This window comes from Akkermansia sp. AE01SA01, from assembly GCF_036417395.1.
Lineage (GTDB): Bacteria > Verrucomicrobiota > Verrucomicrobiia > Verrucomicrobiales > Akkermansiaceae > Akkermansia.
This window is the reverse complement of sequence record NZ_CP143890.1, coordinates 1857685-1882776: the sequence shown is the minus strand read 5'-3', so window position 1 is coordinate 1882776 and position 25092 is coordinate 1857685. Positions and strand designations below refer to the sequence as shown.

Genomic DNA, 25092 nt, shown 5'->3' with positions numbered 1-25092 from the left:
TCGAAATCTTTCGGAGTCGCACCCTCACGGGTGCGTGGATTGAAACATTTCCAGCAGGCGGATTGAATATCGAAGTGGCACTTGTCGCACCCTCACGGGTGCGTGGATTGAAACGCCTTGAGCTGGGGCAGGGAGAGAGTCTTCTCAAGTCGCACCCTCACGGGTGCGTGGATTGAAACGCGCTCATTTGACAGAAAAAATCTGTCACCGTGGTCGCACCCTCACGGGTGCGTGGATTGAAACCCTCAAATTATGTTGTAAGTCATTGAAACTCTGGTCGCACCCTCACGGGTGCGTGGATTGAAACCATGCAATCATTTATCACTCCCCGGCAATACCGGGTCGCACCCTCACGGGTGCGTGGATTGAAACCGCCTCCGCCTTGTCCAGAATGTCATCCGCAATGGTCGCACCCTCACGGGTGCGTGGATTGAAACACCTAACGGGTTAATCTGAACGGATACCATAGAGGTCGCACCCTCACGGGTGCGTGGATTGAAACATCTCCTCACCTTGTTTCCCACTGACACCTAATCGTCGCACCCTCACGGGTGCGTGGATTGAAACTCAGCCATAGCTCTTTGAGTCCCAATCAAATGGTCCGTCGCACCCTCACGGGTGCGTGGATTGAAACTAAATATCCCAAGTTCAAATCAAAGAAAACAAGTGTCGCACCCTCACGGGTGCGTGGATTGAAACCCTTTTGATACCGTGAAACATGGACACACTGCACGTCGCACCCTCACGGGTGCGTGGATTGAAACCGATTGTCATACTGTTTTTGTAATGACCGTACACGGTCGCACCCTCACGGGTGCGTGGATTGAAACTCTCTTTCCGCAACACGCACAACAAGCTCAACGGTCGCACCCTCACGGGTGCGTGGATTGAAACCTCCACGTCGTCAGGTGCATACGTGGAGATAAATGTCGCACCCTCACGGGTGCGTGGATTGAAACTCTTGACAAGTCCCCGTCGTGTGGTAGGTTTGTCGTCGCACCCTCACGGGTGCGTGGATTGAAACCCGGTAAATCTCGCCCGTGCTGATGATGACCTTGTCGCACCCTCACGGGTGCGTGGATTGAAACGTCAATCAGTCTCCATCAAAGAGTTCACAATCGAGTCGCACCCTCACGGGTGCGTGGATTGAAACCGTTCACGGCCCAGGGAAACGGCTCCGTGCGCCGTCGCACCCTCACGGGTGCGTGGATTGAAACCTCGACATTTACAAGTCCCTCCCATGACGCCCAAAGTCGCACCCTCACGGGTGCGTGGATTGAAACGTTCTTAACGGCAAAAGAGAAAGCAAATCCCTCTGTCGCACCCTCACGGGTGCGTGGATTGAAACAGGACTCCCTGAGCACTATTTCCCAGTTGGAGGAGTCGCACCCTCACGGGTGCGTGGATTGAAACCGGATTAAACTTGGCCTGACCGACGGAAGACACCGTCGCACCCTCACGGGTGCGTGGATTGAAACCATTGTCACCAGATGTGCCTATGAAAATGTTGAAGAGTCGCACCCTCACGGGTGCGTGGATTGAAACCATTGTCACCAGATGTGCCTATGAAAATGTTGAAGAGTCGCACCCTCACGGGTGCGTGGATTGAAACCGGATTAAACTTGGCCTGACCGACGGAAGACACCGTCGCACCCTCACGGGTGCGTGGATTGAAACAATGCGCTTGGTATTATATTCCTTCAAAAGGGGGTCGCACCCTCACGGGTGCGTGGATTGAAACCATTGTCACCAGATGTGCCTATGAAAATGTTGAAGAGTCGCACCCTCACGGGTGCGTGGATTGAAACCGGTGATATCTCAATCATGCTCTATGACGAGAGCGTCGCACCCTCACGGGTGCGTGGATTGAAACTCCAGCCAAACGCGCGAACTCGCAGGAAATCTGGTCGCACCCTCACGGGTGCGTGGATTGAAACTTATGTATGTTATTTAATCAAGCTCAAGAATGTTGTCGCACCCTCACGGGTGCGTGGATTGAAACTGTCTATTGATTATGACCGTGCGGCCGCGGAGGCGTCGCACCCTCACGGGTGCGTGGATTGAAACCTTGTTTTTCCGCTTGGCAAGCTTTTTCAAGGTGGTCGCACCCTCACGGGTGCGTGGATTGAAACAAGGTCTCTCACATGAACACGCAGAAACCATTCTGTCGCACCCTCACGGGTGCATGATTATATGGATTGTTCATAATTCGAGCAGAATGCTTTTTCATATACACTGTAGAATGCAGGAGCAACGGTTATGCTTCAACATTTCACGATGCTAAAAAGCCGCCAGATTTTTTCTGGCGGCTTTTTTGTGTCGGTTAAGACAGGTGGGACAGGCCCGGATGATCTAAGGCCGGTTAGTCTTCCATGTTATCCCCTTATGGATCATGATTTCCCGTCAGCCATTCCACAGGTATTCCTGATATTTTTATCAGGCTTCCTGCCTTCGGCAGCTGTTTGTATGAGATAGTTTGCCCTGTGAAGACAAGGGGTTATCCCGTTATTGCTTCCATCTTTTGAGGTGCGGGAAGAATTGCTTCATGCCGGACCGGGCTTCTTCCACGGTATATTTCTTTTCCGAGTCCTTGTTGAATTCATCAAGGTATTCCAGGTTGTGCTCGATCATTTCATCCATGGTGCAGTCCCGGGTGAAACGGCCCTCTGCATAGCAGTAGTGGCAGTAGTCCTCGTTGCTACTTCCGTCCGCTTCTTTTCCGAAGGTGGAGTCGTTTACGGGCATGCCGCAGCTCTGGCAGAATTGTTGTTCCATTTCCATGTTTGTTGGAGGGGTGTTTGTTACTTGTTCTCTGCACGAATGTCCGTGATATTCCGGAGAAGGAGATTGTTCCTATTGTGCCGGGAAAGGGCTATAGCGGCTGGGCGTCCGTCTTGGGGATCCAGACGGGAGTGTTCTGGAAGGTGCTGGCGTAGTACCAGGAGCCGCGTTCCGCTCGCAGGATGAGCGGCGTGGATTCCGGGAGGGTCATGAGGGCGGGACTGCCCATGTCCGCGGCATGGCGGGCAGGCGTTTTTTTCGTGACCACGAGCAGGCGGTCCGGCGGGATGGATTCCGGCGTTTCCGGGTACATGATGTAGTTCATGACGGCGGCTACGGTAACCAGACCGCTGAGGGTGGCCAGGATGGTTAGCAGGACGCCGTGCCTGCGGGAGACAGTAAGGAGGGCCAGGAAGGTGAGCATGACGGCTCCGGAGAGGATGGCTATGGGTACCAGCGCATCATGGCTGATGTAGGTGAGCCACTGGTTTTCCGTGGTGTCCGGAGGAAGGATGGCCCCTTCTTTGCGTTCGATGAATTGGAGGTTGCTTTTCGCTTCCGTGAAGTACGGGGAGAGCTCCAGGGCGCGGCGGTAGTTGAGTGCGGCCAGGCCGGGTTTGTTGAGGCGGTAGTAGGAGTTACCGGTGCCAAAGCAGGCGTAGGCGCGGGCCGATTTGGAGAGGTTCGGATTTTCGCTTTGTTTATTGAAGTAGTCAATGGCTTTTGTGTATTCGCCCTGTTCATAGGCCCGGATGCCTGTTTCATCCGTTTCAGCGGCATGTCCGGACATTGCGGAGAGGGAGGCGGCCAGAATGGCGCCGAGCAGCAGCAGGGGAAGCTTGGCGATGGTTTTTTTTATGGATTGCAGTATGTTCTGGCGTTCCGCATGGGGCAGTTCGTCCGCGGTGCCGGAAGGTTGGAAGGCTCTGTCGTCCCGGAGTTGAAGGATCGTTTTCATTTCTTCATTTTGTTTGGACGGCGGGATGTAGCTTTCTATGAAGTTACCGGCGGCGCGCAGAAATTCCGTGGAGCTTGCCTGGTGCGGGGTGGAGGCAAGCTTTTTGAAGGAGCGCATGCGTTCCCTGGCCGTGAAGCTTTCCTTCTGCACTTTCCGGATGTAGCGGATCAGGGCCATGCCGAGCAGGATTACGGCGGGGATGTACGCCAGGAAGTACCATCCCCAGTGGGCCGGGGAAGTGAGGGTGTTCATGATGACGGCGGGCGCCATGCCGTAGATGTCCGTCATTTCCGCCACCGGAATGGTTCCTGCCGGCGGAGGCGTAGCGGGCGCGCCCGTTCCGGCGGAGGATCCCGTGATGGCGGAGGCTTTCCATTCCAGCGGAATGGGGGCGGTGGTTACGGTTTTGTATTGCTGCGTGCTGGGATCAAAGAAGGTGAGTTCGAAGGACGGGATGGCGTCCGTCTGGGCGATGGGCCGCAGCATTTGCTGGAATTCCACGGTTCCCTGCGTGGTGCGCGTATTCTGGCTGGGGTCCAGCTTGTTGGGCGGGTAGAGTTTCCAGTTGGAGGCATCCGTCAGCGAAGGGCAGTTGATGCTGTGAATGTTGCCTGAGCCTTCCACCTTGATTTTAACGGTGATGGGTTCGTTGGCGCTGAGATCTCTTGCGTCCGTACTGGCGGAGATGCGGAAGTTGCCTACGGCATTGGTGAAGGAGGCGGGGGCGCCTTCAGGCAATTCCTGCGCGGTGATTTTCACTTCCGGTATGGCCATTTCCACCAGCATTTCCATGCGGCTGAAACTGGCGATGAGCGGGTCCGCTTCCGGTAGGATGGCGCGGGCCGTGACTGTGCCGGATGCCTTTACTTCTCCGGCGCGCAGCGGGAAGAAGGCGCTCTGAAAGGTCATGACATTCCAGTTGACGCCCCGGTAGAGTACGGAGCCGCGAGGCTGGCCCCGGAGCAGTTCCACCAGAGTAGGTTCAAAACGCCATGCCGCCAAGTTGGATGTAGTAATAGTAGGGATGGTGTATTCCAGGATATTTTCCGGAGCGTAGATTTTCAGTTCGCAGCGGTCCGGCTGGTGAACGTATGGTTTCTGGTTGTCCACATGCCACAGCATACCATATGGAACGGTAGTGCCGTTCATGTTCAGCGTGTTCCATTTGATGGCACTGTACGGGTAAACTGTCAGCGTCTGGGGGGGCGTAGTGTAAGTGCGGCCATTGTTCGTTTTCAGGGTCAGGGAGGGAATTTGCACGGTGCCCGCTTCATCCGGGGTAATCTCAATGGCCATCAGGAAGGCGGACTGGTTGGGAGAGCCCGGCCAGCGGATGTAGTTGCCCTGGCTGATCCAGTGCATGCTGGCGCCCTTTACCCTGGGAAGCGGGTCCTGGCGGGCGATGCTGCCGTCTGTCAGGATGATGAAGAGACGGGTTTGTTCGCCCGGCACGACGGCGTCAGAAAGCCATGTGGTGACGACTTCCGCCATAGCCGTAAAGGTCATGCAGAAGAGAAGGGGGAGGAGGGCGATCAATTTTTTCATCATGTTGCGGATGTGTTTGAAAAGTTGTTGTAGTGGTATTGACGGACCAGGGATGAGGTTAATAGTCCTTGTCCGGCGGATAGTCGGGAGAGCGTTGGGGCACGGGGCAGCCGGGTTCAATGTCCCGTCGTTCCATCAGGATGGCCCGGGCTTCCCGCCGTTCTTTTGCTTCCTTGCTTTCCTTTTGCGCGGCTACAGGGACGGGTTTGCCGTCTTTCCCAGTGGGCTGAGGCTGAGAAGTGGAAGAAGCGGGAGCTTCAGGTAGATTGTCTTTTTCCGGAGAGGAGGGAAGAGGCGTGTTTTTCATTTCGTCCTGCTTGTTCTTGTCCTGACTGCCCGGAGTATTCTGCTGATCCTTGTTCTGCTGGTCCTTGTTCTGCTGATCCTTGTTCTGCTGATCCTTGTTCTGCTGATCCTTGTTCTGCTGATCCTTGTTCTGCTGATCCTTGTTCTGCTGATCCTTGTTCTGCTGATCCTTGTTCTGCTGATCCTTGTTCTGCTGGTCCTTGTTCTGCTGGTCCTTGTTCTGCTGATCCTTGTTCTGCTGGTCCTTGTTCTGCTGATCCTTGTTCTGCTGATCCTTGTTCTGCTGGTCCTTGTTCTGCTGGTCCTTGTTCTGCTGGTCCTTGTTCTGCTGGTCCTTGTTTTGCTGGTCCTTGTTCTGCTGGTCCTTGTTCTGCTGGTCCTTGTTTTGCTGGTCCTTGTTTTGCTGTTGCTGCTGTTTTTTCTTTTCTTCTTCCAGCTTCTTTTTCAATTCCTCCAGTTGCTTGCGGTATTCATCCAGCTCCTTGTCGTAGCGGAGCATTTCCTCCTTGTTGGCGGCAGCTCCTTCATGGGAGCGGTGGGCGGAAAGGGCATCGTCAAAGCGTTTGACGGCTTCCTTGATGTGTTGTTTGGCCTCTGGTATTTTAGCCAGCCGGGCGTCGATTTCCTTGATCTGATCGTCAATGGAGGCAGGCTGGGGCGGCGTCTGTTTTTCCTCCGACCTGGAGAAGGTCATGGACGTTTTGGCCTTGGCAGCTTCCATGTTGCCGAGGTTGAAGTGGGAGTCCGACTGAAGGCTTCTGTTGGGAGACAGGAGCGCTTGGGAGAATGCTTCCGCCGCTTCCTTGGGATTACCGGCCTTTTGCTCCAGGCAGCCTTTGGCGAATTCCAGGGCCTGGCGCGTTTCTTCCGGCAGGTCCGGCAGGGCGATCATGCCGTCTATGGCCTTGACGGCTTCTTCCGTCTTACCCGTGCGGATCAGGTCCGTGACGTTGTCCAGCATGGCAGTGTCCGCCCGGGCTTCCGTGCCCAGCAAGCCGGTGCAGAGCAGGACCGTTCCGGCCAGAAGCGCCATGCCGCGGCGTGAAGAACGGCGGAAGGAGCGCCAGCGGGTTCCGGCAATGAGGGTGAGGATCAGGCAGATGAGGGCGGGAACGGCAAAGATGATGTAGCGGTCGTTCGGGATGCGGCGCGTTTCCTCTTTTCCTTCCGTCACGTCCAGCCGTTCCGCAATGTCTTTGACGAAGCGGTTGAGGGCGGCTCCGTCCGAGAGCTGCACGTATTGGCCGTCCGTCTGGTTGGCCAGGTATTGCAGGCTGTCCGGATTGAGCCGGGAGACGACATGCTGCCCGCGGCGGTCGCGGTATAGCCCGGAGGGAGAGTTTTCATCCGGAATGGTGGTGCCGATGGTGGTGCCGATGCCGGCCGTGACGATGATGAGCTTGCTTTGCCTGGCGGCTTCCGCGGTTTTATAGGTGACGTTGACCGTGTCTTCCCCGTCGCTCAGGATGACCAGGGCGTTTTTGGAGTCCGCCTCCTTGTCGCGCTTGAAGGTTTGCAGGGCCAGGCGCACGACTTTTTCCAGGTTGGTGCCCCCCTGGGAGACCCATCCGAACTGGAGTTGTTCAATGGTTTCCTTCAGCGCGTTATGGTCGTGGGTCAGCGGCATGAGCAGGACGGATTCCCCGGAGAAGATGATGATTCCGAAGTTGTCCCCTGGCAGGGCGTCCAGCAGGTCGTAGGCGGCGGTTTTCGCCCGGCCCAGGCGGGACGGGGAGGCGTCCTTGCTGAGCATGGAGCGGGAGCAGTCTATGGCGATGAGGATGTTGCGCGATTTGGGCACTTCCTTTACTTCCGTGTAGCCGTCGATGGGGCGTGCGATGGACAGGATGCAGAAGACGGCCGCCAGCACGGAGAAGATGACGGGGAGCACCCGGTGCCAGGAGGCCGGAGCGTGGACCAGTTCATGCCTGTAGTCCGGGGAGACCAGCACTTCCCATTTTCTGGAGCGGCGGCGCCACAGCCACCATGCCGCCGCCGCCAGCAGGGCGGGGAGGATGAGCGCATACAGAACGTTGGGATAGAGGAATGTCATGGGGGAAAGGGTGTGTTACGGGGCCGGGGTGGGTTTGAGCACTTGCAGGGACAGCCCCAGGAGCGTCAGCGCGCCGCCTGCAATGAGGAAGTACATGAAGTATTCTTCAATATGGCGGACGGTATGCACCTTGGCCTCGCTTTTTTCCAGTTTTCCGATGGAGGTGAACGCCTTGTTGAAGGAGGCCATGTTCTGGGCCCGGAAGTGTTCGCCGCCCGTGATCTGGGCTATTTTCCGAAGCGTGGGTTCGTCGAATTCGCTTTGCACCACCATGCCGTTGGCCAGGGTGCCATTTTCCGTGCCTACGGCAATGGTATAGATTTTGATGCCCAGCTTGGCCGCGTTTTCCGCCGCCACCAGCGGGGATATCTGGCCGGAGTTGGAGGCGCCGTCCGTGACCAGGATGATGATTTTGGATTTGGTGTCCTTCCGGTCATCCAGGCGTGTGGCCGCTGCCGCAATGGCGGAGCCGATGGCCGTGCCGTCCGCCTGGATCATGCGGAGGTGGAAGTTGTGGATGATTTCATTGACCAGGGCGTGATCCAGCGTCAGGGGGCAGAAGGATTTGGTTTTTCCGGCAAAGCCGACGATGCCGATGCGGTCGTCCGGCCTGCTGTCCACGAATTGGGTGATGACGTGCTTGGCGGCCACCAGGCGGTTGATGGGCATCCGGTTGAGCACCATGTCCGGCGTGTCCATGGAGTAGGAGAGGTCAAAGGCGATCATGATGTCAATCCCGTTGACGGTGCGGAAGCTTTTGTCTTCCACTTTTTGCGGGCGCGCCAGCGCGATGGCGATGGCGGCGGCGGCCAGCACGAAGCAGACGGCCCCGATTTTCCCGGCCAGGGAATGGGGAGTGCGGGCCAGGGGCGCGATGAAGCGCACTGTGGGGTAGGTGATGGAACCTTCCGCGCCGCGCCTGCGGCGGAGGATCAGGAGGCACAAGATGAAGGGAAGGACGTAGAGCCATTCAGGTTGTGCGAATTGGAAGTGTTCCATCATGGTGGGGTCAGCGTTGGTTGGTGCGTGCAGAAGGTTTTTTGACGATAAGGTCCGTTTCCTCCTGCGTGGTGCGGGAGGCCGCGTCTATGTCGTTGATTAATTGGACTGTCCTGTCCGCCAGTTCGTTGACCATGGAGTCGTTTTCCGGGGTGTCCGGCTCGTATTTCAGGACGGCCATCCGGTCCAGCAGGTCGCGCGTGGGGCCTTGCAGTTCGGTGGAAAGTGCCGTGAGGGCATCTGCCCGGCGGTTGAATTCCTGCTGGGTTTCGTACAGGGCGGGGTCTTTGGTTTCCCCCACCAGGAATTTCCGCAGAATGAGGGAGAAGTCCACGGCGGCCTGCCTGAGGGACGGGTGTGTTTCCCGGAGCATGGTGATGTCCCTGACGGCGGACTGGGCCGGGGTCAGGGGAGCGGGGGCCGTGCGTCCCTTTTTGCGGATGAGCAGGATGACGGCGGCGGCCACGGCCAGCAGGATGGCGGCCAGCGCAAGCCAGATTCCCCATGTGTCCCAGAAACCCGCATGAAGATAGGCGTCCGGGGCCTGCGTTTCCATGAGGGAAGGGAAGGCGGGCGGTTCCGGAATGGCCGTGGGTGGTGGCTGGAAGGCGGTTGGTGCAGGCATGGCGGAAGGAGGGGAAATTTAGCGGGAGAATTTACGGGACCTCCGGGCAAAGAGGCCCTGAAGCGGCGGCATGAAGTTGTCCGTGGTCCGGAGGTCCAGGAAGTCGATGCCCAGGCGGCGGAAGTCCTGCGTCCATTTTTCCCGGTGCAGGTGTACGGAGTTGGCATGGGCGTCCCGGACGTCCTGACGGGAGAGGTTCAGGAACATGTTTCTGCCCGTTTCCGGGTCTTTCAGAATGACGCGCCCGGCGTCCGGCAGGTGAAGTTCCATGGGGTCCGCAATGCGGATGGGAATGAAGTCGTGCTTGAAGTTGAGCTGGCCCAGGGCCGCCTTGTTGTGTTCTCCCCAGAAGTCGCTGATCATGATGACCATGGCGGCTTTTTTCTGGGAGAGGACGAGCTGTTGCGCCACCTCGGAGATGCTTTGGTCCGCCCCGTCGTTTTCGCTGGCCACGATTTCACGCACGATGCGCAGCGTCTGTTTCATGCCCTTGGCGGGGGGGATGTAGCGGGACTGGCGTCCGCCGTAGATGAGCAGGCCGCATTTGTCCCCGCTCTGGGCCGCGCTGAAGGCGAGCACCGCCGCGATTTCCGCCGCGTAGTCCAGTTTGGAGGCGCGGGGGGAGGCGGAGGAGGCGTAGTGCATGGAGCCGCTGACATCCACGGCCAGAATGACGGCCTGCTCCCGTTCTTCCCGGAAGCGGCGCACGTACGGAGACCTCATTCTGGCCGTTACCTTCCAATCGATGAAACGGGGATCGTCCCCTGGCATGTATTCCCGGAAGTCGTCAAAGTCCAGTCCCTGGCCTCGGAAGCCGGACTGGTACTGCCCGGCGAAGTTTTCCGTGGCCAGGTGTTTAGCACGCAGTTCAATGCGGCGTACGCGCTTGAGAATGTCTGAAGCTTTATCCATGAAGTGATCCTCCCTGTTTGGGGGCAATCAGGTCCGGCAGGGTATCCGCCTGATGCGGTCCGGATGGAAAAGCGGGCGGGGTGCGCCCGCCTTATGCCGTCACGGTACGGGGACTTTCGTCAGGATGTGGTCGATGACGTTGTCCGTGGAGATGTTTTCCGCCTCCGCCTCATAAGAGAGCAGGATGCGGTGGCGCAGGATGTCATGGGCCAGGTCCTTGATGTCCTGCGGGGTGACGAAGGAGCGGTGGTGCACGAAGGCGTTGGCGCGGGAAGCCAGGGCCAGGTTGATGGTAGCGCGTGGGGAGGCACCCGCGCGGATGAGGCCGCGCAGTTTCACGTCCACCGTTTCCGGGAAACGGGTAGCGCGCACCAGATCCACGATGTAGCCGCGCACGGCATCGTCAATGTAAATCTGGTTGACCAGGTCACGGGAGGCGGCCACCTGTTCCGGCGTGGTGACCGGGGAGGTTTCCGGGGGTCTGGCGGAGCTGGCCATCAGGTCCAGCACCTGGAGTTCCTCCTCACGGGAGGGATAGGTGACTACTACTTTGAAGAGGAAGCGGTCAAGCTGGGCTTCCGGGAGCTGGTAGGTACCTTCCTGGTCAATGGGGTTCTGCGTGGCAAGCACGAGGAAGGGGTCCGGCAGGCGGTAGGTTGTTTCTCCCAGCGTTACCTGGCGTTCCTGCATGGCTTCCAGCAGGGCGGACTGCACCTTGGCGGGGGCGCGGTTGATTTCGTCCGCCAGAATCAGGTTGGCGAAGATAGGCCCTTTTTTGGCTGTAAACTGTCGTTCTTCCGGGTTGTAGATCATCGTGCCCAGAAGGTCGGCGGGCAGAAGGTCCGGTGTGAACTGGATGCGGGCGAATTGCGCGTGCAGTGTGCCTGCGAGTGCTTTTACGGAGAGTGTTTTGGCCAGGCCGGGAACGCCTTCAAGCAGGACGTGCCCCTTGCAAAGAAGACTCAGGATCAGTCTGTCAATCAGGGCCTGCTGGCCGATGACCACCTTGCCTACCTCCGTTCGGAGAGCAGAAATCCACGATGAGTTCGCGGCGATAATTTCGTTGAATTCTCGGGTGTCCATGGTTCTTTAATAGTGGGTATGACAGTCTGTCAGGGAATTGCGTTGAAAAATTTCCGTTATTTTCCAAGAGCAAAACCGGTTTTCAAGAGGAGGTCTTCCTGGAAATGGGGTGCCGTCATCTGGAAACCGATGGGGAGTTCCACACCGCCTTCCTTTACGGAACCGCATGGGATGGAGATGGCGGGCAGCCCTGCCAGGTTGGCGGGGATGGTGTAGATGTCAGCCAGGTAAGTCTGGAGGTGGTCCAGGGCGGAGTCCCCGATTTTGGGAGCGGGCGCCGGGGAGGTGGGTCCCACGATAATGTTCACCTTTTTAAAGGCTTCTGCAAAGTCGTTGGAGACCAGGGAGCGGACTTTCTGCGCACGGGAGTAATAGGCGTCATAGTAGCCGGAGCTGAGCACGTAAGTGCCCAGGATGATGCGGCGCTTGACTTCCGGGCCGAATCCTTCCTCCCGCGTCCTGGAGAAGAGTTCCATGAGGCCGTTGACGTCCTGCGCCCGTTGTCCGTAGCGCACGCCGTCAAAGCGGGAGAGATTGGAGGAGGCTTCCGCGCAGGCGATGATGTAGTACGCGGCTACTACGGCGTCCGCATGGGGCAGGTGGATTTCCACGAGTTCCGCACCCAGGCTTTCCAGCTGCCTGACCATGTTCTGCACGGCTTCCGAGACACCTGCGTGGTTGCCGGAAGTGAAGTATTCCGCAGGAATGCCCACTTTCAAGCCCTTGACGTCTTTTCCCAGTGCAGATTCAAAGTCCGGCACGGGCCGGTCTGCAGAGGTGGAGTCTTTGGGGTCGTGTCCGGAAATGGCCTGGAGCAGGATGGCGGCGTCTTCCACCGTTTGGGTCATGGGGCCGATCTGGTCCAGGGAGGAGGCGAAAGCCACCAGGCCGCAACGGGAGACGCGCCCGTAGGTGGGCTTGAGACCTACGATGCCGCAATGCCCCGCGGGTTGTCTGATGGAGCCGCCCGTATCGGACCCCAGTGCGGCAATGGCCGTTCCTGCCGCTACCGCCGCAGCGGAACCGCTGGAAGAACCGCCGGGAATGTGGTCCGGGGCGTTCGGGTTGCGGGTGACGCCGTAGGCGGAGTTTTCCCCGCTGGCGCCCATGGCGAATTCATCCATGTTTGTACGGCCCAGGGGAATGCCGCCGGCTTTTTTCAGAAAGTGGACGGATGTGGCGTCATAAGGGGCCGTGTAGGGGGAAAGCAGGCGAGAGGCACAGCGCGTAGGTTGACCGAGAATGCTGATGTTGTCTTTGACGGCAATGGGGACGCCCGCCAGCGGGCTGGCTACGTCCGCCGCGGCCGCGGCCCGCAGGGCGGCCTCCCGGTCAAAGGATATATAGGCGTTGGTAGTTTTGTCCGCCTCAATGGCGTCTGCCGTCAGGTTGACGAGTTCGGCAGGGGTGAGTTCCTTGCGGCGCAGGCGGTCGCGCCATTCGGCCAGGGTACCTTGAATGCTTGACATTGAAAATTTAGGGAGTGAACGGTTGAAGCGTGAAAGAGAGGAATCAGGCGGATTCCACCACCTTGGGCGTGCGGAATTGGCTCTGGGACTGCTGAGGGGCGTTAGACAGGGCTTCTTCTTGGGAAAGTCCGGGCTGCGGTTCGTCCTTCCGCATGACGTCCATGGCCGGCAAAGGATGGTTCATCGGGGTTATCCCCTCCACGTCATAGGATTCCAGCTTGGCAATGTAGGCAAGGACTTTGTCCAGATCCTGGGAAAACAGGTCCGTTTCCTCTTTAGTCAGGTCAATTTGCGCCAGCCTGGCAATGTAGGCTACGTCGATTTGAGGCGTACTCATGGGTGGAAAGTGTGTAGTGAGGGTGAAGCCACGGGGCGGCCTTACTGTTGTTCCAGCAGGCGAATGATCCAGCAGAAGGAGGCGGCGATGGCGCAGACCAGAAGCCCCAGGAGCATGAAGTTTTCCCTCAGTTCCCGGCGCATGTTCGTGGCGCGGCCGTCACGGGCCACCACAGCGCGCAGGGCGCGGTTCTGGTTGCCTTCCCGGATGCGGTCGGGCGGAGGCATCGTGTTGCGGTCCAGCCGCATGCGAGTCTGCGGGGCCGGGCGTTTGAGAGAGGCTTCCAGTTCTTGGATGCGGAGCTCGATTTCACGGGAGGCGCGGTCCAGCTCTGCCAGTTCGGAGGAACGGCGCTTGGCTTTTCTTTTGATCATGATGCGGAGGGGCTGAAGATCCAGATGAAGAAGAGGATGATAAGGGCAATCAGGAGCAGGGGAAGATGGAAGGAAAGGCCCTGAAGGAATTGGGTCATGAATTCGCGCGCGCTGATGCGCACCTTGCTGGAGCGACGCACGCCGGTAAGTACTTTGGTATGTTGCATGCGGGCGCACTGCTGGACAGCGTCCGCGAATTCCTCTTCGCAGCGGTCAATGACCTGCTGGCTTTGGTTGATCAGGTTTTCCGTGTTTTCAATGGGCCATTCGTCGGGGCGCACGGTGCTGAGCATTTTCAGGTTGCGGGTCATCGCCATGTGGATTTGCTCCAACTCGTTGCTTTCCTGGCGCAGGCTTTCCACTTCACGGCTGATGAGATCCGCGGCGTTCACCATGCGGTCGCCCAGTTCATTCTGCTGGTCCATGAAGCGGGCCTTGCGCATATGGATTTCCTCCAGGCGGCGCCGGGAGCTTTCCACTTCTTCCTTTTCCCGCCTCAACTGCTCCAGCCTGAGCTGGGCTTGTTCCATGTCGGAATCCACCTGGTCCTCGGGATGGGGCGTATAGCCGGGTTCGGCGTCCATGCGGCGGTATTGGGCGTTGCTAGGTCTCATATGCGGTAAAGAATGTGCTGCAGCCCGTCTTCCAAAATTGCCGCCCTGCGGGCGCTTGGCGGGAACGGGCAATCCTTGCGCGTGCCATTATTTAACTTTGACAAAATAAATCAAGCCAAGAAGACGGCAAAAAGAGATTTTTCCCCATGGATGCGGATGGTCATGGACAGCCGGAACATTTTTCCCGCGGATGACCGTGGCGGCAGGGGACTGACGGGGCTCCGCAGGACATTCCCGGCGGCTTTCCGCCAAAGGTGCGCTTCCACATGCTTTTTTTATGGTCAAGGGCATGGAATTGCTGGTATGTAAGGGATATGCAGTCTGACACGATAGAGTGTAAGCCGACGATGTGGTTCACCGGCCGTGCACTGGTCATGGCCCTGATGTTTCTGGGGTTCGGCGCGTATTTCTATTATGATGCTGTTTCCGGCTATCCGCAGAAGAATCTGGAGTACTTCATGCACAAGACTTTTGTGGATGCCGGAGCCCTGTTTGACCGGGAAAGCCGCCTGAATGGCGCCGACAGCGGAGAATGGGCGCGTACCGTCCAGTCCCGCATAGTGGACTTTCCTGAAGATTATGAAATTCCCGCCGGAGTGGACAGGAAGGAAACTCCCTGGCCTGCCGTGCTGGCAGATTACGACCTGATGTCTGCGCCCGGCAAGGGATGGAGCGCCGCATGGCAGGCTTATTCCGGGGAAAAGCAGTACCCGCTCAAGCCCGTGGAGCAGCCGTATGACGGCTCCAAGATTTTTGAACAATGGGTGGCCGGCAGTATTTGCATGGTCTTGGCGGCGGCAGCCCTGTTCCTGCTGGTGAGAACCCGCCGCAGGAAGATGGCCCTGGAAGACGGCCGGGTGACTGCCGCCGGCAGGCAGTTCCTGGTGGAGGATATTGCCCGGCTGGACCTGCGCAGGTGGAAGATGAAGGGGCTGGCCCATGCGGTTCTGAAGCCTGAGTGCGGAAAGGTGAGAGTAAGGCTGGACGGCCTGACTTACGGGGGCTTCCGCAAGGAGGACTCTCCCAACAATGCGGAAGATTTTATGAAGGCCCTGCTGGCGCGTTATCAGGGAGAGGTGATTGATTATGAAGAAATTCTGGAGGCGGCTGAAATTTCCTCCGCCAAAGAAGGGCGCTAATGTTGATACGGAGCATGCTGTATGAGTAAGTTTCCTCCCCAGGCAAAAAACGGGCGTGACCGGGCATTTGGCATGGCTTGCTGGACATTGGGCGGAATGGCCTTTGTGCTTCTGCTGATGGTAGGCGTTTCCTTCAGCCTGTCCGGCAGGACGGTAGTGGTTGAAAAAGTGGTGCAGGTTCCGGTTCCGCAGCCAGTTGCCGTCGCATCCCCTGCGGCGTCTGCCGAGACCGGTGCTGACGCGGCTGAAGAAGACCCTGCCGGGATTCCCGACCATCCGAATTCTGCAGTAAGGCCGCGTTCCGTGGAGGAAATGCTCCTGGCGGCGGATCTGGCCGATCCGGAGGAAATTCCTTCTGCGGTTCCCTCTTCTCCTACAGGAAATGCTGGGGCGGTTTCCGCCCAGTCTGCATTGCCGGCGGAAAATCCGGACGACGTGATGCCGGCCATGACCGAGGAGGTGGCGGCTCTCGTCAAGGCCGCCAGATACGCCCAGATAGAGGGGGATCTGAAAGTGGCGGTGCTCAAGCTGGAACAGGCCATGAGGATGGAGCCTGACAACCCGGTGGTGCTTTATTATTACGGCCTGACCTATGAATGGTTGCGAAATGCCGACAAGTCCCGGGAGTTTTTCCTGAAGGTGTACACCCAGCGTGAGAAGGCGGGAAAGTACTTCTCCAGGGCGGCCAAGCATCTGCAGGCCGGCTTTTCAAGAGCTGCGGACATGCGCGGCGACATGTCCTTCGGGACCATTCTGGAATACCGGGACCCGGAATGCAGGACCGGAGAGCGGGTAAAGCTGACGGTCCCCATCCTCATGAAGGACGGATTGAACGTCAGGCCGGAAGATCTGCGCATCATCATCCAGTTTTTTGACGAGGTGAACGGGAAAAAGGTGGAAAAGACGCGTGCGCAGGAATTGCCCTACACATGGGTAACGGAACCCGTGGACTGGGCGGACGGGGAGGAAATCATGGAGATGACCTACTACATGCCCCCTCTGACGGAAGAGGAGACGATCGCCTTCGGGAGCCTCAAGTATTACGGCTATACCGCCAAATTGTACTACAAGGGCGAACCGATGGATTGCCAGGCCTCCCCTCCTGTGTTATTCTTGCTGGAACAAATGAAGCAGAGCGCCCCCTCCGGCATGCCCGAACTTTACGACGGCGGCCTGCTTCCCCCTGTGGATGCCGCCCCGGTCTCCGATTCCTACGATTCCCTCCTGCCTCCCTGATGCCCGACTGCTCCATGTTCGATCTTCCTCATAACTTTGGCGACTACACACTGGTGGCTCTTGTCGGCCGCACGCGGGGGGGTATTCTCTACCAGGCCATCCAGCAGGGCATGGACCGTTCCGTATTCATGGAATTGCTGGTGCCGGACAATCAGGAAGGAGTGACGGTGGAGGATTTCATCATGAAGGCCCGTACGCGCGCCGCCATCAACGTACCGGTACTGGGAACGGTGTACGAGGCTTCCCAGGTCCAAGGCTACTGGTTCGTTACCAGCGAGCAGCTGGGCGGCTCTTCCCTCCAGGGCATGCTGGACCGAGGGGAAACCCTGTCCGTCAAGGATATGCTGAAAGTGATTGAAACGGCAGGGACCATTTGCGGCAAGTACGAGCGTTTGCAGACGGCGTTCAACCTGATGGAGCCGCGCCATATCTTTCTGGACGACAAGTCCTGCGTGCGGGTGATGAATACAGCCATGCCCGGGAATTTTCACGAAGCGCAGTCCTGCGAACAAATGGAAAAGCTGGGAGAGTATCTTCTCCCCCTGGTGACGCCGGACGTGCCCGGCGCCACGCGCATGAGCACCCTGCTGGGCTGGATGCGCGACGGGCAGAACGGCAGCCGGATGCAGTGGGAACAGGTCATGGAGCTGATAGCGGCGGTTCGGGAGCAATTGGGTCTTTCTCCCCGGGCGACCACCCACCGCTATACCGTCCCGGCGGAACCGGTCAGAAAATCCCGGATGTGGATGATATGGACCGGGGTGGGCGTTTTGGCCGCCGGTGCGGGCACGGCCCTCCTTCTTTTCTCCGGTCCGGCCGCAGAAACGGCCCCGTCAGGACCGCCTCCGGCCCCGAAACATTATCCGGATTTTTCCGCTAGCGACCATACGGAAGTTCCCGTCACTATTCCCGGTACGGGGGACCTCATCGTGGGAGCCCATGAGATCACGATGGAATCCTACCGGTTGTTCCTGGACCAGTGGTCCCGGCTGACGCCGGAGCTGAAGGAAAAGTATTCCCATCCGGATCAGCCGGACAAGCAGAATGCCACCCATGTCCCCAGTGACTGGGAAGCCATGTGGAAGGCCGCCAGCACTCCAGGCGGCAAATGGAAGGGAAGGAGGATCACTCCCCGTTCCCCCGTCGTCAACGTCACTTTCTGGGATGCCTGGGCCTATGCCGCCTGGAAACCCGTGGGGTCTGGGGAACCGCGCTACCGGCTGCCTTCCCGCCAGGAATGGATGGCTCTGGGGGCCCTGATGGAAACGGGCGAAAAGGGGGATAAAACCCTGGTCATTGACAGGTACAGCAATGATTATGATCTGAAGACCGGCATATGCGGCATGGCCTCCGGCGTGATGGAATGGACCTCTTCCGTGGAAAAGGACCCCGCGCGCGTGAAGGAACCTCCGGGCCCCGTCGCCTGCGGCGGAGACTGGAAGCACCCCGGCATTACGGATAAGGTGGAATACCTGCGCTCGCGCGACGAATGCCGGGACAACTTGGGATTCAGAATCGTGCGGCCTGTCCGGTGACACATTTTCAACAGACAAATACATAAACACTTCAATCACTATGAAACATGTTCTCGCATTCATGATGCTGGCGCTGCTGGGCGCCTCCGGAGCCCTGGCCCAGATAGCGGTTAAAATCGTTCCGGAAAAGAAAACCTTCCTCACCGGGGAGGGCAACTACATGAGGCTGACGGTGACTAACAACTCCGGCACGCCCGTTGAACTGAAAAGCCGCGAGTATTCCTCCTGGCTGGACATTCACGTGGAGCACACCACCGGGGGTGCGATGCTTCCGCAGTCACGTTTTGCCGTTTTTCCTCCGCTCAACGTTCCTGCCGGCATGAGCGTCTCCCGCAAGATTGACCTCCGGCATTTCTATAATTTGTCCAGGGAGGGGAACTACCATGTGCAGGCCGTGGTGAAGATGCCCAATGAAAAGGACATGTTCGCCTCCCCAAAGGCCCTGTTTTCCATCCGTACGGGCACGCCCATGTGGTCTCAGACGGTAGGCATTCCAGGGAGTGTCAAAAAATGCAAGTTCTCCGTATGCACCATTCCGGAGCGGGGTATCCAGAAGCTGTACATCCAGACCAGGGACCCGGAAACGGGTGTGGCGTACAATGCCGTGTGTGTGGGAAACTGGCTGGGCACCACCCGTCCGCAGTGCCTGGTGGACGGGAAGGCCAACATGCACGTTTTCTTCCCCACCACTCCCACATTGTGCGCCTATGCGCGCATCAACTACCGGGGAACGATGGAAAAGCTCCAGTATTTTAAGAAAGTAATGGGTACGCCCAGCATGGTGTTCCTGCCGGACGGCAGCGTGCGCGTGACGGGAGCCGAGCATTATGATCCTACGGTGCAGCCCAAGGCTGTTCCGGATGCATCCGTGGTGCCGGGGATGTAAGAAAACACCCGGACCGTGGATCCGGGTGCAAAGGGGGAACGCCTGCGGGCGCCGCTAATCCGTCCGTATTTCCCGAACAGGCCGTTGTGCAGACATGCTGCAGATGTGGGATTGGGCCGCCGGAGGCGGATTATTTCCTCCTTCCCGGCCTGTGGGAAAGAAAGGGAAAAAGGGGAAATCATTCCGTCATTTCTCCGGCTTCGGTTTCCGGTTGTTTTTCAGAATGCGCTTCATGCTCTCCTGCACTACTTCGATCGGCAGGGCGTAATTCTCCGCCCGGTTCACTCTGGCAATATTCATGCCGATTAATTCTCCTTTGAGGTTGAGGAGCGGCCCTCCCATCAGCGTGAATCGGGAGGGGGTGTCGTGCTGGAGAACCATCGGAAAATCGTCGCGCCGTTTGCTGAAGCCGCCGCTGATCTCATCATTGGATGTTTCCGGGACCTGATCCCCCAGCGCCTTGCGCCGTGAACCCAGAGTGACGGTGTAGGAAATCTCCCTGTCTTCGCGCCTGACGCGCAGCTTGAGTTTTTCCCCGATGGCTTTTTTCGATAAAATGGGGGAAATGTCTTCCAGTGTGGAGACGGGAGTACCGTCCAGGGCTACAATCCTGTCTCCGGCCAGGGCGCCCGCCTGGAAGGCCGGACCATCCTTGACCACTTCCTGAAAAGAGCAGGGGGCTCCGAACACCACGCCCAGATAGACCGTATCCTTGTTTGGGATGGGGCGCCGTGCGGCGCTGATGGTACCCAGCTGGGGACGGCGGGAAATTCTGGTGGTGGACCCGTTGCTGACCACGAGCATGCCAATGGGAGCATCGCTGCTCACAGGGCCCGGCGCCGGAAGATCGGCGGCATCCACCTTGATCAGGGCAATGTCCGTGGCCGGGTCTGTGCCGACTACCTGAAAACTTTCATACTTGGAGGAACCTATGCGGATGAGCAGGCCGTTGCGGGACTCGAATTCGGACGCCTTCGTGGCGATATAGCCGTCCGGCGTCAGGATCACGCCGTAGGCCACTACGTCATGTTTGGAAAAAAAGACGGCGCTTAGATTCTGCAATCGTTCCCGAACGGGTTCAATGGTTTTCAGAACGACCTTGCCGTTGATGCGCTGTTCAAAGTCCAGGCTGCCATTGCTTCCTTCAGCCGAAGCCCAGGGAATCCATAACGCCGCCAAAGGAAACAAATATGCATAAGGGAGAAACTTCATGGCAGGGAAATGAATGGAATTAACCGTTCCGTCCGGGAGACGCCGCCTTGTCTTCCTCCGGAGGAACCGTCAGGGCATCAAACTCTTTCATGGGAACGTGCAGATTGTCTTCCAGACCGGAACCGACCCGGCTGTGAATACCGATTAATTCCCCGTTCAGGTTGAAAAGCGGGCCTCCGGAATCGCCGCGGATGAGTTTGCAGTCCGTCTGGATGACATCGTTTTTCAAGGAAACGATCCGTCCCAGGCGCACCATGGGACCGCGTTTCCGGTCCAGGCCGCCGCCGTGGCCCAGGGCAAAGACCCAGTCCCCCACCTGCGGCCGGTTTTCGGCCTTCTCGACGATGGGAAGATTCTTGTTCAGCCTGGTGGAAATCTCTGCAATGCCCGCATCTGAATCACTGTTCTCAGCCGTGGTTTTTCCCGGTATGCGGGTACCGTCCGGTAAAATGATCTTGAGGACGGTGTCTTTCTTGCCGACTACGTGAGCGGCTGAAAAAATCAGTCCCTTTTCGGAGACCAGAATGCCGGTTCCGCTGCTGTTGTTTACCTGAATGCATACCAGGGCAGAGAGCACTTTGGGAAGCACGGCCTGAAGCTGGTGCTCGATTCTCTGCAAATCTTCCACGGATTGCGGCGTGGTACGCAGAATTCTGGATGATGCGGACGCAGACTGGGCAACACCCTGCTGCATGGCAGCCAACAGGACCGTTCCGCATAAAACGGTGGAAAGGCAGAATCTTCGCAAGGTTTTTTTCATGATACCGGATTATTGTTCAGAAGCGGGAATTTCCTGCTTCCGGCCATCCGTCTGTCCGTTCCCCATTATGGAGTTGTAACAGGTAATTCCAATGACCAGTCCCGCCAGCGTGATGAAGGTGATGAACAACTCTTTCATGTTTTTTCTAACATAGAATTTGCCGCTCCGTCTGACGAGAGAAATTCATTGATAAGGCATACTTTCTCATGACAGAACAATCGGAACGGAAAGAAGCGCACCCGGAAAACAGGAAAATAAAGGTTGCTTTTTGCCTGTATTGACGTATAAATCGTTCAGCGACGCGGTCCGCGTCACTATTCATTCAAAGCGGATGTAGCTCAGGGGTAGAGCGCAACCTTGCCAAGGTTGATGTCGTGGGTTCGAATCCCATCATCCGCTCCATTTTTTTGTCTTTGTTATTGTATAAATCCTTGCATTTTAAGGTGTTTTGAGGTTTTGGATTGTGTGTTGCTGCACCTAAGTTTGTGGTTCTGCTATGATTCTGCCATATATCGGGTTTTCTGAATGTAGCAAATGATCAAAACCACATACACACAAATCATTATATCTGGAATCATTAAACATGAGAATTCATGGTAAGCTTGCTTCCGTATAAGCGGTAAACTCAAGGGACGTACCAGCCGCATTAATATTTGCTCCATCAGTCTCCGGGTAAATCGGAAAACGCTGTTATGAAGGAAGCCGAACTTCGAGCTCGCTTCGTTGCCGAATAATTGAAAAAGGAAGCCAAGGGAACTCTGTTGAACGTGGATGTGAACGTTTCACTCACTGGAAACAAGTCAAAATCCATCCTGCGTGACAAGAGATATATTCCCGGCATTAAAGATCCTCTTGTTCAATGGCTGAAAGAATACGGAACTTGTTATTCAGGAAATACGGTGTCAGCATAGTTGGACAGGTTAAGGGGGAATTGGGGAAATTGATGGTGATTCCCGGTCATGTTTTTACCGGTGCTTTTCCCAGGGGCACCTCTCCCCTGGTCCTACTTGAAAGAGGGGATGGGGGAGGATGAATGGGGTTGGAAGCAGGGAGGCGTAACGGAGGGGATCCCTGTTCTGCAATTTGTTCAGAAGGTGGCGGAATTCATATTCCAGTTGTTTTTCCGGCAGGGGGAGAAGGGGAAGCGGTTCCACGGGCGCGATTTTCTGAAGGTCGAAATGGTAGCCCCTGCGAAGGGATTCGTCATGAACGGCTTTCAGATAGGCGTCCAGCGTTTGAAGAGGATGGGGAGTTTCCCGGAAACGTTGGAGCTGGGGATGATGGATATAGCCTTTGGTCTGGCCTGAGAGCACTTTCCGGGCCAGCAGTCCTTCCCTCCACAGGGCGACCAGTCCGGAGGAATCCAGATATGACGGGTGAAGGGACCAGAGCCTCATGATTTTTTGGACCGCAGGAGGCATCCGAGCGTTGAAGGGGAGACGGAAGGAAGCCGTCCGGCATATTCCGGATGTTTCAGGCTAATGCGATTTCTCCCTGAAGGTTTTCCGGTTCCGCAGGGGAAGGAGTTTGTTCCGTGACGGGCGTGTATACCGGGGAGGAAGTTTCCTGCGCCCGGGTTTTGACGGCTTCCAGAATGAGTTCCGCGGTGCGTTCCAGACCGTAGTCCGATGTGTTGATGCACAAGTCGTAAAGACGTGCGTTGCCGAGTTCCTGTCCGGTGTAGTGCAGGCAGTGGTTGCGGCGGCGGGAGTCCATCGTGTCCATTGTCCGGGCTACGCTGCGGGGGGAGACTCCGTAGTTTTCCACGACGCGCTGCATGCGGGTGGCGGGGTCGGCATGGAGGAAGACGCTGAACAGGTTGGGACGGCCTTTCAGGATGAAGTTGGCGCAGCGGCCCACGATGACGCAGGCGTGTTTGGCGGCGATATCCCGGATGACTTTGCTCTGGGCCAGGAAGGTTGCGTCTTCCGGCGGCTGTTCTTCCGCCGTGTAGGCATAGTTCTGGGCGTAGAGCTCGTAAAGGAAGCGGCTGGCAAGCTGTTGTTCGTGCCTGCGGATGTAGTCCGGTGTGAGGCCGCTTTGCGTCGCGGTGAGGTACACCAGTTCCGAGTCATAGAATTGGATGCCGAGCCGTTCCGCGATCATGGCGCCGATGGCGTGGCCGCCGGAGCCGTATTCCCGGTCAATGGAGATAACCAGAGGCGCATCCGGAGCGTAGGCCGCCGTTTCTGCGGACGGCAGAGGGGCCTGCATGGCGCCGGGCCGTGCGGCGCGTTCCAGCAGCCTGTCCAGCCAGAATACGTGTTTGTTGAAGAACCGGACGATCATTCCCACCAGAATGGCGGCCACGACGGTTCCTTCCCGGATGCCGGAGAGGCCGTGCAGCAGGAAAAACGAACAGGCGAGGCCGATGCAGACGAGCGTGCAGTCCATGCCGGTTTTCACGGCTCCGAATTCCCATTTGAAGAGTTTGACGAACGCCAGGTTCATGCCTTCCGCCGCCAGCAGGACGGCGTCCGCCTTGACCTGCATGAAGACTCCGAAGCCCAGAATGACGCAGCTCAGCAGGCAGATTACTGCGGACCAGGCGTACCCCGCCGGTTCCAGCGGAGATACCAGCCACATAGAGAAGTCCGTCAGCATGCCGAAGACGAAGACCACGGGGATCTGGAGCAGGTGGACGGGCCGGAACTGCCTTTTGAGCAGGGCCGCCTGCACGGCGACAAAGCTCAGGTGCATGAGGATGGTGATGGTCCCCATGCTCAGAGGGAGGGCCAGGCTGAGGATATAGGGCGTGCAGGAGATGGGGGAGACCCCCAGGCTGGCTTTGGCGGACAGGGCGATGCCCAGGGACATGATGAAGAGGGCCGCCACCAGGACGAAGCAGCGCAGGATGTGTTCTCCAATGCTTCTCCGTACGTGATAGTCTGCCATGGTACCGGATGTTAGTCCTTATGTCAGCATCAAGTCAAGGGTTCAAAAGCCGGAATTCCGGTGGCCGCTTTTTTTCATTTGCTTTCACATGGATGCTTCAGGCATGAAGGATGGCGGACGCCTGTGATTCCGTCCGGAAACCCTGACCGGGAATAGACATGGGAAACGGCTGGAGAAGCGAAGCCGCGCATGAAGGAGGGTGCGGGGGAAGAGGCCGTTTTGCCTGTTCCCGTTCGTACCGGGATTTTGGATCCGGGGTGGGGGCGGGAGGTTTTCCTACAGCTCGAATACCGGGTTTTCCACGGCGTTTTTCACGGCGATGAGGAATTGTACGGCCTGTTTCCCGTCCACCAGGCGGTGGTCGTAGGAGAGGGCCAGGTACATCATGGGCCGAATGGTGATTTGGCCGTCCCTGACGACGGGGCGTTCCTGGATGGCGTGCATGCCCAGAATGCCACTCTGGGGCGGGTTCAGGATGGGGGTGGAGAGCAGGGAGCCGTACGTGCCCCCGTTGGATATGGTGAAGCACCCTCCCTGCAGGTCCTGCATGGAAAGGGCGCCCTTTCGTGCTTTTTCCGCCAGCGCGGCGAGTTCCAGTTCCAGTTCCGGGAGCGTTTTCCGGTCGCAGTCCCTCAAGACGGGCACCACGAGGCCCTTGTCCGTGCCGATGGCGACGGAGATGTCGTAGTACAGGTTTTCCACGATGTCCGTGCCGTCTATTTTAGCGTTGACCTGCGGCACTTCCTTGAGCGCCTTGACGGCGGCCTTGATGAAGAAGCCCATGAAGCCGAGCTTGGTGCCGTACCTTTCCCGGAAGGAGGCGTTGAATTGCCTGCGCAGTTCCATGACGGCGCTCATGTCGCATTCATTGAAGGTGGTGAGGATGGCCGCCTGGTGCTGGACTTGTGCCAGCCGGGCCGCGATGGTGCGGCGCAGGGGGCTCATGGGTTTCCTGATGAAGCGGGGTGCGGCCTGTTCCGGCCCGGCGGATTGCTTTTCCCGTGGTGTTTCCGACGGTTCGTGCGCCTGTTCCGGGAGTTCCTCCGGAGGAGATGCCGCCTTTTTTACGTCCGGCTGCGGGGTGTTTTCCGGTTCCGGAAGCACGGTGGCCTCTTCCTTTTCCGGAACGGAAGTTCCGGCGGACGGGGCAATGCGGCCCAGAACGGCTCCGATGGGGGCTTCAGCTCCTTCCGGTACGAGGATTTCCAGCATGCCGTCCTCATCCGCTTCCAGATCCGTGGAGACTTTGTCCGTTTCCAGCGTGACCAGGGCGTCTCCTCTGGCCACTGCGTCTCCGGCGCCCTTGTGCCATGCGGCTACGGTGGCGGCGGTGATGGATTCTCCGAAACTGGGGATCAGGATGTCGCTCATGG

General features: G+C 57.9%; 21 protein-coding genes, 1 tRNA gene and 1 CRISPR repeat array (1 of these 23 only partly in view). Of the genes, 5 read left to right on the top strand and 17 right to left on the bottom strand.

What is annotated here, in order from left to right; all coding sequences use genetic code 11:
* A CRISPR array of direct repeats spans positions 1–2197; the repeat unit is 31 nt; unit sequence GTCGCACCCTCACGGGTGCGTGGATTGAAAC (it extends 116 nt beyond the left edge of the window).
* A 308-nt stretch (positions 2198–2505) separates the two neighbouring features.
* The 11 genes from V3C19_RS07580 to V3C19_RS07530 all read right to left on the bottom strand — a co-directional run bounded on the left by V3C19_RS07580 (position 2506) and on the right by V3C19_RS07530 (position 14056).
* Positions 2506–2775: a zinc ribbon domain-containing protein gene (locus tag V3C19_RS07580; protein WP_130084888.1), complete on the bottom strand. Its 270-nt coding sequence runs from the start codon at positions 2773–2775 to the stop codon at positions 2506–2508.
* Between the two features lie 97 nt (positions 2776–2872).
* Positions 2873–5287 carry a hypothetical protein gene (locus V3C19_RS07575; protein ID WP_295934558.1) on the bottom strand — a complete coding sequence of 805 codons (2415 nt, stop codon included), beginning with the start codon at positions 5285–5287 and terminating at the stop codon, positions 2873–2875.
* A 55-nt stretch (positions 5288–5342) separates the two neighbouring features.
* Positions 5343–7643 carry a VWA domain-containing protein gene (locus V3C19_RS07570; protein WP_330937058.1) on the bottom strand — a complete coding sequence of 767 codons (2301 nt, stop codon included), beginning with the start codon at positions 7641–7643 and terminating at the stop codon, positions 5343–5345.
* Positions 7644–7658: 15 nt separating this feature from the next.
* Positions 7659–8645, bottom strand: coding sequence for a VWA domain-containing protein (locus V3C19_RS07565; protein ID WP_067951829.1), 987 nt, complete (start codon positions 8643–8645; stop codon positions 7659–7661).
* 7 nt (positions 8646–8652) lie between these two features.
* Complete coding sequence (locus V3C19_RS07560; RefSeq protein WP_130084696.1) at positions 8653–9267, bottom strand: hypothetical protein; 615 nt, start codon at positions 9265–9267, stop codon at positions 8653–8655.
* An 18-nt stretch (positions 9268–9285) separates the two neighbouring features.
* A complete protein-coding gene (locus V3C19_RS07555) occupies positions 9286–10179 on the bottom strand; it encodes a DUF58 domain-containing protein (protein ID WP_130084695.1) in 894 nt (297 codons plus the stop codon).
* A 99-nt stretch (positions 10180–10278) separates the two neighbouring features.
* Positions 10279–11262, bottom strand: a complete 984-nt coding sequence (locus tag V3C19_RS07550; RefSeq protein ID WP_295877119.1) for a MoxR family ATPase — start codon at positions 11260–11262, stop codon at positions 10279–10281.
* Positions 11263–11318: 56 nt separating this feature from the next.
* Positions 11319–12731 carry an Asp-tRNA(Asn)/Glu-tRNA(Gln) amidotransferase subunit GatA gene (gatA, locus tag V3C19_RS07545; RefSeq protein WP_295877122.1) on the bottom strand — a complete coding sequence of 471 codons (1413 nt, stop codon included), beginning with the start codon at positions 12729–12731 and terminating at the stop codon, positions 11319–11321.
* Positions 12732–12774: 43 nt separating this feature from the next.
* On the bottom strand, positions 12775–13068 hold the full coding sequence (gene gatC / locus V3C19_RS07540; protein ID WP_130084692.1) for an Asp-tRNA(Asn)/Glu-tRNA(Gln) amidotransferase subunit GatC: 294 nt from the start codon (positions 13066–13068) through the stop codon (positions 12775–12777).
* A 41-nt stretch (positions 13069–13109) separates the two neighbouring features.
* Complete coding sequence (locus tag V3C19_RS07535) at positions 13110–13442, bottom strand: hypothetical protein (RefSeq protein WP_130084691.1); 333 nt, start codon at positions 13440–13442, stop codon at positions 13110–13112.
* Positions 13439–14056, bottom strand: a complete 618-nt coding sequence (locus tag V3C19_RS07530) for a hypothetical protein (protein WP_130084690.1) — start codon at positions 14054–14056, stop codon at positions 13439–13441. The genes V3C19_RS07535 and V3C19_RS07530 overlap by 4 nt, the downstream gene beginning before the upstream one ends.
* Positions 14057–14403: 347 nt before the next feature.
* Here V3C19_RS07530 and V3C19_RS07525 point away from each other — a divergent pair, with 347 nt between their 5' ends.
* Genes V3C19_RS07525 through V3C19_RS07510 form a run of 4 tightly spaced genes read left to right on the top strand, consistent with a single transcriptional unit; the run spans position 14404 to position 18852 of the window.
* Positions 14404–15195 carry a hypothetical protein gene (locus V3C19_RS07525; protein ID WP_149876528.1) on the top strand — a complete coding sequence of 264 codons (792 nt, stop codon included), beginning with the start codon at positions 14404–14406 and terminating at the stop codon, positions 15193–15195.
* A gap of 21 nt (positions 15196–15216) precedes the next feature.
* On the top strand, positions 15217–16431 hold the full coding sequence (locus tag V3C19_RS07520; protein WP_161981418.1) for a hypothetical protein: 1215 nt from the start codon (positions 15217–15219) through the stop codon (positions 16429–16431).
* Positions 16432–16445: 14 nt separating this feature from the next.
* On the top strand, positions 16446–17966 hold the full coding sequence (locus tag V3C19_RS07515; protein WP_161981417.1) for an SUMF1/EgtB/PvdO family nonheme iron enzyme: 1521 nt from the start codon (positions 16446–16448) through the stop codon (positions 17964–17966).
* Between the two features lie 40 nt (positions 17967–18006).
* Complete coding sequence (locus tag V3C19_RS07510; RefSeq protein ID WP_130084687.1) at positions 18007–18852, top strand: hypothetical protein; 846 nt, start codon at positions 18007–18009, stop codon at positions 18850–18852.
* Between the two features lie 186 nt (positions 18853–19038).
* Here V3C19_RS07510 and V3C19_RS07505 read toward each other — a convergent pair whose 3' ends face one another.
* The 3 genes from V3C19_RS07505 to V3C19_RS07495 are packed head-to-tail and all read right to left on the bottom strand — an operon-like array spanning position 19039 to position 20962.
* Positions 19039–20064: a PDZ domain-containing protein gene (locus tag V3C19_RS07505; RefSeq protein WP_130084686.1), complete on the bottom strand. Its 1026-nt coding sequence runs from the start codon at positions 20062–20064 to the stop codon at positions 19039–19041.
* Positions 20065–20083: 19 nt separating this feature from the next.
* Positions 20084–20824, bottom strand: coding sequence for a serine protease (locus V3C19_RS07500; protein ID WP_130084685.1), 741 nt, complete (start codon positions 20822–20824; stop codon positions 20084–20086).
* 9 nt (positions 20825–20833) lie between these two features.
* Positions 20834–20962, bottom strand: coding sequence for a hypothetical protein (locus tag V3C19_RS07495; protein WP_275124806.1), 129 nt, complete (start codon positions 20960–20962; stop codon positions 20834–20836).
* A gap of 189 nt (positions 20963–21151) precedes the next feature.
* On the opposite strand from V3C19_RS07495, the gene V3C19_RS07490 reads away from it, so the two are divergent.
* Positions 21152–21226 (top strand) — tRNA-Gly (locus tag V3C19_RS07490).
* Between the two features lie 563 nt (positions 21227–21789).
* Here the strand turns inward: V3C19_RS07490 and V3C19_RS07485 are convergent.
* The 3 genes from V3C19_RS07485 to V3C19_RS07475 all read right to left on the bottom strand — a co-directional run bounded on the left by V3C19_RS07485 (position 21790) and on the right by V3C19_RS07475 (position 25090).
* Positions 21790–22221, bottom strand: a complete 432-nt coding sequence (locus tag V3C19_RS07485; protein ID WP_295932236.1) for a pyrimidine dimer DNA glycosylase/endonuclease V — start codon at positions 22219–22221, stop codon at positions 21790–21792.
* A gap of 76 nt (positions 22222–22297) precedes the next feature.
* Positions 22298–23719 (bottom strand): cytidylate kinase family protein, encoded by a 1422-nt coding sequence (locus V3C19_RS07480; protein ID WP_295932234.1) that lies wholly within the window; start codon positions 23717–23719, stop codon positions 22298–22300.
* Between the two features lie 276 nt (positions 23720–23995).
* Entirely contained in the window at positions 23996–25090 is a 1095-nt protein-coding gene (locus V3C19_RS07475; RefSeq protein ID WP_295932233.1) for a 2-oxo acid dehydrogenase subunit E2, read from the bottom strand.
* Positions 25091–25092: the final 2 nt, after the last annotated feature.